We start from the raw sequence: 7,695 nt of genomic DNA, 5'->3' as shown, positions 1-7,695 counted from the left end.
TCAGTAGTGATCACGGCAGGGCAGAGGGGTGATTCTCCGCAGTTCGAGCCGGTCCTGGAAGCGATCCGGGTGCCCCGGCTCGGCCTGGGCAGGCCACGAAAGCGGCCAGACCGGGTCCGGGCCGACAAGGCCTACGACTCCCGCAGCAACCGCTCCTACCTGCGCAGACGCGGAATCAAGGCCACCATCCCGGTCCCGGCCGACCGGGTCCGCAACCGCCTCAGGCGCGGATCGCACGGCGGCCGCCCGCCGAAGTTCGACAAGGACGACTACAAGCAGCGGCACGCGGTCGAGTGCGGGATCAACCGCCTCAAGCGCCACCGGGCCGTCGCCACTCGGTACGACAAACTCGCCGTCCGTTTCGAAGCGACAGTGCTGGTCGCAGCCATCAACGAATGGCTGTGACCAGCACTTTCACAACACGCCCTAGGTCCGGGGTGACCGCGTCGCTGCCCAGCGCGCCGGCCAGTGCCCGGCGCAGGACGGCGGCCGGTTCCCCGTGCCCGAGGTGGTCGAGCATCATGGCCAGGGAGAGCAGGGCGGCGTACGGGTTGGCGACTCCCTTTCCGGCGATGTCGGGGGCGCTGCCGTGCACCGGTTCGAAGAGGGCGAAACCCGTCTCGGGGCAGACGCTCGCGCTCGCGGCGAGGCCGAGGCCGCCCATCAGGGCGGCGCCGATGTCGCTGATGATGTCGCCGAAGAGGTTGGAGGTGACGACGCCCTCGTACGGGGACGGATCGCGCACGAGGTTGTAGCAGAAGGAGTCGACGTACTCCTCGGACCCCTCCAGCTGCGGGAAGTCCTCCAGTTCGCGCCGGAACACCTCCTGCCACAGCCTGCCGGTGTGCGGTACGGCGTTCGACTTGTGGACGAGCACCACGCGCCGGCGCTGCCCCTCGGCGAGGCGGCGCAGGCAGTAGCGGACGAACTTCTCCACGGTGGGGCGGGTGTACACGCTCTGGTCGATCGCGACCCCGGCCAGCCCGCCCTGCGGCACCGTGCCGCCGACCCCGGCGTAGAGCCCCTGGGTGTTCTCCCGGTAGACGTCGACGACGCCCGTCGGCAGCGTCAGCGGCCGGTGGTTGACGTACAGGTCGAGTCCCCTGCGCATGCCGAGCAGGATGTCCCGGCCGTGGGCCATGTCGGGGATCCGGGGATCGCCCAGGGCGCCGAGGAACACGGCCGCGTACTCGTCCGCGAGCATGCCGAGCGCCCCCTCGGGGAGTCCGACGCCGCTGTCGAGCCACTGGTCCGCGCCCCAGCCGAAGACCTCGTACTCGATCCCGAGGCCGAACTCCTCGCCGAGCAGGGCCAGTACGTCCAGTGCGGGCGGGACGACCTCCTGGCCGATGCCGTCGCCGGGGACCACCGCGATCTTCATGAGCCGCTCCGCATCGGGAACATGTCCTCCACCGAGCTGAGCCGGCCCGCGATGGCGGTGGCGGCGACGACGTAGGGCGAGGCCAGGTAGACCTGCCCGGGGCCCGAGCGTCCGGGGAAGTTCCGGTTCTGGGCGCTGACGGTCACCTCGGCCGGGTTCTCGGAGACACCAGGGCCGGCGTTGATGCACGCGCCGCAGGACGGCGGGAGGACCGTCACCCCGACCTCGGAGAAGAGTTCGAGGTAGCCGCGCTCGGCCGCGTAGCGCATCACGTCCTCGCTGCCGACCTGGATGAACGCCTGGACGCCGGCGGGTACGCGGGCACCGCGGGACCGGGCCCGCGCGAAGACGCTGGCGTACATGTCCATGTCGTGGGCCTTGCCGCCGGTGCAGGAGCCGCCGTAGACCTTGTCGACCTTCACCTCCTCGCGGACGGTGGCGAGGGGGACGGAGTTCCGCGGGTCGCCGGGCAGGGCCACCATGGGCTCGACCGCGGCCAGGTCGACGTCGGCGACCGCGGCGTAGGTCGCGTCCGGGTCCGAGGTGGGGGCGCTGCCGGGGGGCTGCGGGGGTTCGCGTCGGGCCAGGTGGGCGTGGGTGATCGCGTCGGGTTCGAACAGGGCGGTCATGCCGCCCGCTTCGACGGCCATGTTGCACAGGGTGGCGCGTTCGTCCATGTTCAGGCCCGCGCAGCCGGGTCCGGTGAAGAGCAGGACCTTGCCGAGGGTCTGGCTGCCTTCGATGGCGGGGTGGCGCAGCAGGCCAAGCATGACGTCCTTCGCGCAGACCCCGGGGCGCAGTGCGCCGAGCAGGTTGACGCGGATCACGGCGGGGACCTTCAGCAGGATCTCGCGGTTGTACCAGGAGTTGGCGATGTCGGTGGCGCCCACGCCGAAGGCGAACGCGCCCACGGCGCCGGCGGTGCAGGTGTGGCTGTCGGTGCCGATGATCACGTCTCCGGGCCGGGCGACGTGCTCGACGATGTGGTTGTGGCAGATGGCGCGGCTGCCGCCGTCCGCCGCCGGGCCGATGAAGTTGCCGCCGCTGAGCGCGGCGAACTCCTGTTGCCGGCTGCCGAGGTTCTCCACCCGCTCGATGAGCTCGGCGCCGTTCGCGCGGCGGGCGAGCACCGGGGCCGCCAGCGACAGGTGGTCCTGGAAGAAGTAGACGGACCGCGGGTCCGCCAGGACGGCGCCGGGGCCGAACTGCTGGGTGAACATGCCCGCGGCCATGGGGGTGACGTACTCGTGGGAGAAGCGGACGTCCGTCCGGACGAAGTAGGACTGGCCGATCCGGACGCTCGCGTCCGCGGGCAGCGGGTTGCGGGACGAGAGGCGGCTCTGGACGATCTTCTCGACCACGTTGAGCGGGCGGGCGGCCTCGAAGGCGGGCTCGATGCGGGATCCGGCGCGGTTGAAGCCGAAGAGTCCGCCGAGGTCGACGATGGCGCGCTCGATCTCGTTGGCCCGGCGGGTGAAGGCCTCCAGCGGCAGTTCCTCGCCCGCCAGCAGCGCTTCGAGGAGCTCGAAGTCGTCGCAGGTGACGATGCCGACGTTGCGGCAGTTCTGTTCGTAGATCCGCTCGAAGGACTGGGCGAAGACCACTTCGACGCCCGCGTACTTCTCGGCGTAGACGGCGTGTTCGCGGGAGGAGCCGCAGCCCTTGGCCTCACCGCTGACGATGATCTGCGGGCCGAAGGCGCGCAGCGCGCCCTCGCCGACCCGCTTGCCGCGCAGGCCCAGGTAGGCGTAGTCGCCGAGCTTCTCGTCGTACCAGTAGCAGCACCAGCCGGGGATCATCTCGTCCGTGGAGATGTTGTTCATCAGCGGGGTGCGCAGCAGCTGGGCCGTGGTGAGGGTGCCGCTGCCGTCCAGCTGGGCGGCGAGCGCGTCCGTGTCCTCGGTCACGACGAGGACCTTGCCCCGGAGGCGGATCGTACGGCGCTCGGCGGCGCCGTCCGTGGTGTCACTCGGCGGTCGCAATGATCTGCCTTATCTGCTCGTCGGTGAGGGGGCCGCGGGTGGACTTCGCCTTCGCCAGCACCTTCTTGAGGTAGGCGGCGTTGGAGCTGTCGTAACCGTTGACGGTGAGCCAGTACTTGACGTTGTTGGTGCCCGACGCCTCGTCGATGAGCACCTCCTGCTGCCGGCCCAGGAAGCTCGCGGGGACGCTGGAGTACACGCTGTCCTTGACCAGCAGATTGCCCTTCTCGTGGGCCTTGAGGATCGCGGAGGCGTGCACCCCGGCGCTGGTCTTGAACACGTCCCGGCCCAGGGCGGGATAGTTCTGGGGGATGTCGACCCCCAGCACGGGCGCCGCGTCGTCGCAGTAGTCCCGCAGCGCCTTGAGGTCGTAGCTGTGGTGCCCGTCCAGGTGGGTGTTGACGATGAGCTGGTCGAGGGAGGCGTTTCCGGCGCGCTCCCCGATGCCCAGGATCGTGCCGTGGACGCGTTCGCAGCCCAGGGCGAGGGCGGTGAGCGAGTTGGCGAGGGCCAGCCCGCGGTCGTTGTGGCCGTGCCATTCGAAGGCGACCGGGTGGCCCCGGTCCAGGAACTGGCGCCGGGACCAGTGGATGAGGGAGGCCGCGCCGTGCGGCAGCGCGGCGCCGACCGTGTCGCAGAGGGTGATGCGGGCGACGCCTGCCTCGACGGCCGCGTCGTACACCCCGGCGAGCACCTCGGGGGTGCACCGCACGGCGTCCTCGAGGACGAGCACGAACTCCACGCCCTCGCGCCGGCAGGCGACGGCGGAGTCGCGGACGTGGCGCTGGATGGAGGCGAGGTCCCAGTCCTCGACGTACTGCCGGATGGGGCTGACCCCGATGAACAGGTAGGCGTCGACGGGCACCGAGGCCTGCTGGGCTATCTCGCAGATCGCGTGGATGTCCGCCGGGTGGGTGCGGCCCGCGTAGCCCTGGACGAGGGGGAGCCGGTTGTCGGCGATGTGCCGCGCGATCTCCACGCATTCCTTCAGGGCGACCGGATCCGATCCGGGGAATCCGAGGTCGGCCGAGTGGACGCCGGTGCGGGCCATGTGCTCCACCAGCATCAGCTTCTGGTCCAGCGACGGGTTGCGGATGTTCGGAGCCTGGAGTCCGTCGCGCAGCGTCTCGTCGAAGAGTTTCCCGGTGTGGGCCGGCGCCGGGGTGGCCGGCACCGCTTCGACGCTGTTCCAGTTGAACCAGACGTCGGGGTGCGGGTGCGCATTCCGGCCGGTGTTGCTGTTCACTACGACCTCCGCGTGCTCTGGTGGTGGTACGGGAAGGAGGACAGGGCAGGTTCCGGCGGTCATTCCTGCCAGGCGGGAAGGGGCCCGGACCGGGGGGTGAGCGAGACGGGCAGACTGCTCATGCCCGTGAGGAAGTTCGAGTAGATGCGCTGCTCGTCACCGGTCTGCGCGACGGAGCCGACGAAGGTCCGCAGGGCGTCGAGCATCGCGGTGATCTCGACCCGGCCGAGGTAGGCGCCCAGGCAGAAGTGCGGGCCGTAGCCGAGCGAGAGGTGCTTGTTCGGGGTGCGGGCGAGGTCGAAGCGGTGCGGGTCGGTGAAGACGCGCTCGTCGCGGTTGGCGGCGCAGAGCCAGAGGGTGACGAGGTCGCCCTTCGCGATGGTGCGGCCGTGGAGTTCGACGTCCTCGGTGGCGGCCCGGCCGAAGTGCAGGGTGGGGGTGGTCCAGCGCAGGACCTCCTCGGTGGCCTCCTTGAGCGGGGCCGTGCCGTCCTGGAGCGCCCGCCACTGCCCGGTGTCGTGGGCCAGCGTCCGCACGGCGCCGATCATGGAGAGGCGGCTGGTCTCGTCGCCGCCCATGATGAGGCTGTAGCAGTTGAGGACGATGGCGTCGTCGTCGAGCAGGGTGGACCCGGCGGGCTCCGTCGCCATCAGGCTGATGGCGTCCGAGCCGGGGTGCGCGCGGCGGTGGCGGACCAGGTCGTGGAAGTACAGCAGCAGTTCGGCGCGGGCGAGGCGGTCCTCGCCCTCCTGGAGGTTCGCGTAGTCCGAGGCCAGGGCCGACTTGGTCAGGGTGAGGATGTGCTCCCGGTCGGACTCGGGCACGGCCAGCAGGTCGCAGATGGTGGCGAGCGGCACGTACGAGGCGATGTCCTGGGCGAAGTCGCATCCGCCGCGCTCCAGTGCCTCGGTGACGAGGCGCCGGCTGGTGCGGCGGACCTGGCGCACCACGCCCTCCAGGGCGCGGGGGGAGAACGCCTTGAGCAGCAGGGTGCGCAGGGCGGTGTGGTGCGGCCCGTCCGTGACGGCGAGCATGCTGCCCGCCCCGCTGTCGCCGCCGTGCAGCATGGTGGCGAGCACGTTGCCGCGCTCCGAGGTGAAGCGGGTGGAGTCGCGCAGGACGGCCGAGACGTCGGCGTGCCGGGTGAGCACCCAGAAGCCGGGGGTGGTGGCGGTGCCGGGGTGCCAGTGGACCGGGTCCTCGCGGCGCAGGTGCGCCCAGACCTCGTCGAGGCCGTCGGGGGGCAGGTGGGTGAGCGGGTCGGTGAGGTCGGGGACGGTGGCGGGGGCTGAGGTCATGGGGCGGCGGGCTCCTCGCTCGGCTCGCGGGCGGGGGAGGTCACGCGGCGGGCGGCACGGGGGCGCCGCCGCTGTGGCTGCCGCTGCCGCTGCCGCTGCCGCTGCCGCTGCCGCTGCCGCTGCCGCTGCCGGCCAGGCTGTGGGGCCGCATGTCGGTCCAGTGCTCCTCGACGTAGTCCAGGCAGGACTGGCGGCCCGCCGCGCCGTGGACCGTGCGCCAGCCGGCGGGCACGCCGGTGGCGGCCGGCCACAGCGAGTGCTGCCCCTCGCCGTTGACCAGGACCAGGTAGAAGGCGTCGTCGTTCTCGAAGGGGTTGCTCATGGGTGTCCCTCTCACATGGGGCGCGGGGCCGGCGGGGCGGCGCGGCGGTGCCACCGGTGCGGATGCGGCGCGGTGCGCGCCGCCGGCCGGGGCGGCCGTACGGCGCGAGCCGCCGGCGCGGGAGACGGCCTCGGGCCGGGGCCCCGGTGACGGGGCCTCACGGACGGCCGGACGGCCGGCCCGGGCGGTGGAAGTGCGGCTACCCGCACCATCGTGGTGCGGGTACCCGTACCTCTTCATCGTTGTTCAGATCTCACGCCGCGGGCAAGAGGTTTCCCTGCAAGGAAAAAGCCCAGTTCACGGCCGCTTGGCCGTGGGGACGTCCACCGGGGTCAGCAGCTGGGTGAGGTGCCGGGACGAGGCCTCCCAGGACCACTCCTCCTCGACCCAGCGGCGTCCGGCGGCGCCCATCGCCGCACGGCCCGGGGAGATGATCAGCTCGGCCAGGGCCTCCGCGACCCCGGCGACGTCCCGGCCGTCGACCACCCTCCCGGCCTGCCCGTCGAGGACCGCGTCCGGCGCACCGCCGGAGTCCCCCGCGAGCACCGGCAGACCGGTCGCGGAGGCCTCCAGGAAGACGATGCCGAGCCCTTCGGCCTCCAGCCCCGCCCGGCGCGTGCGGCACGGCATGGCGAACACGTCGGCCGCCGCGTAACAGGCGGGCGTCTCGCTGTGGTCGAGGCCCCCGGCGAACACGACCGACCCCGGGGCGTGCCGGTCGGCGAGGCGGCGCAGCCGCCGCTCGTCGGGCCCCCTGCCCACCACCAGCAGCGCCGCGTCGGGCACCGTCCGCCGGATCTGCGGCATGGCGCGGATGAGGGTGTCCTGCCCCTTGCGGGGTACGAGGCGGGCGACGCAGAGGATGACCGTCCGGTGCTCCAGTCCGTACCGCCGGCGCAGCGTGCGGCCGGTGGTGAGGTCGGGCCGGAACACGTCCGCGTCGACTCCCGGCACCAGGCGGCTCATCCGGGCGCGCGGGCCCAGCGCCGGGGCGATGCGGGCCCTGGTGTACTCCCCCAGATAGGTCACCACGTCCACGCTGTCGCCTACGCGCCGCAGGAGGCGGCGTGCGCCGGGTACGCGGGCCCACCAGATCTCGTGGCCGTGGGTGGTGGCGACGATCCGCCGGATCCCGGCGCGGCGCAGTGCGGGGGCCATCGCCGCCAGCGGGGCGGCGGCCCCGAACCAGACGCGGTCGCAGCCGTGCCGGCGGGCGAGGTCCAGGGCCCGGGCCGTGGCCCGCCGCGTCGGTAACAGGGTGCGCGCGGGGTCCCGTATGACCGGGAAGGGCAGGGTGGCGTCGAACTCGGCGGCGCCGGGCTCGGAGGAGGTGTAGACGACCACGTCGTCGTCCGGCACGCGGGTGGCCATGGCGTGCACGAAGGTCTCGATGCCGCCCTGCCGGGGCGGGAAGTCGTTGGTGATGATCAGAGTGGTGCCCATGGGGCAGGCTCCTTTCCTCGGGG

General features: G+C 72.3%; 6 protein-coding genes and 1 pseudogene. 1 reads left to right on the top strand and 6 read right to left on the bottom strand.

Features of this window, described 5'->3' with window-relative positions; all coding sequences use genetic code 11:
• Positions 1 to 405: transposase (locus tag ACFWP3_RS18450; protein WP_384222005.1), on the top strand; the 405-nt coding region annotated here is incomplete at its 5' end.
• Here ACFWP3_RS18450 and ACFWP3_RS18445 read toward each other — a convergent pair.
• From ACFWP3_RS18445 to ACFWP3_RS18420, 6 genes and pseudogenes are all read right to left on the bottom strand, one after another.
• Positions 389 to 1,381, bottom strand: coding sequence for an isocitrate/isopropylmalate dehydrogenase family protein (locus ACFWP3_RS18445; protein ID WP_384222003.1), 993 nt, complete (start codon positions 1,379 to 1,381; stop codon positions 389 to 391). The genes ACFWP3_RS18450 and ACFWP3_RS18445 overlap by 17 nt on opposite strands.
• Positions 1,378 to 3,363: an aconitase family protein gene (locus tag ACFWP3_RS18440; RefSeq protein ID WP_384222001.1), complete on the bottom strand. Its 1,986-nt coding sequence runs from the start codon at positions 3,361 to 3,363 to the stop codon at positions 1,378 to 1,380. Before ACFWP3_RS18440 ends, ACFWP3_RS18445 begins: the two co-directional genes overlap by 4 nt.
• The gene (locus ACFWP3_RS18435) at positions 3,347 to 4,609 is read right to left on the bottom strand and encodes a LeuA family protein (protein ID WP_384221999.1); all 1,263 of its coding nucleotides are present in this window, start codon (positions 4,607 to 4,609) and stop codon (positions 3,347 to 3,349) included. Before ACFWP3_RS18435 ends, ACFWP3_RS18440 begins: the two co-directional genes overlap by 17 nt.
• Before the next feature lie 59 nt (positions 4,610 to 4,668).
• Positions 4,669 to 5,907, bottom strand: a complete 1,239-nt coding sequence (locus ACFWP3_RS18430; protein ID WP_384221996.1) for a cytochrome P450 — start codon at positions 5,905 to 5,907, stop codon at positions 4,669 to 4,671.
• Between the two features lie 127 nt (positions 5,908 to 6,034).
• A pseudogene (locus ACFWP3_RS18425) lies at positions 6,035 to 6,229 on the bottom strand (MbtH family protein); the annotation flags it as partial.
• Positions 6,230 to 6,526: 297 nt separating this feature from the next.
• Entirely contained in the window at positions 6,527 to 7,672 is a 1,146-nt protein-coding gene (locus tag ACFWP3_RS18420) for a glycosyltransferase family 4 protein (RefSeq protein WP_384221993.1), read from the bottom strand.
• Positions 7,673 to 7,695: the final 23 nt, after the last annotated feature.

Source organism: Streptomyces sp. NPDC058525, from assembly GCF_042719495.1.
Classification (GTDB): Bacteria; Actinomycetota; Actinomycetes; order Streptomycetales; family Streptomycetaceae; genus Streptomyces.
The sequence above is the reverse complement of the archived record's forward strand: the minus strand, read 5'-3'. Positions and strand labels throughout refer to the sequence as shown.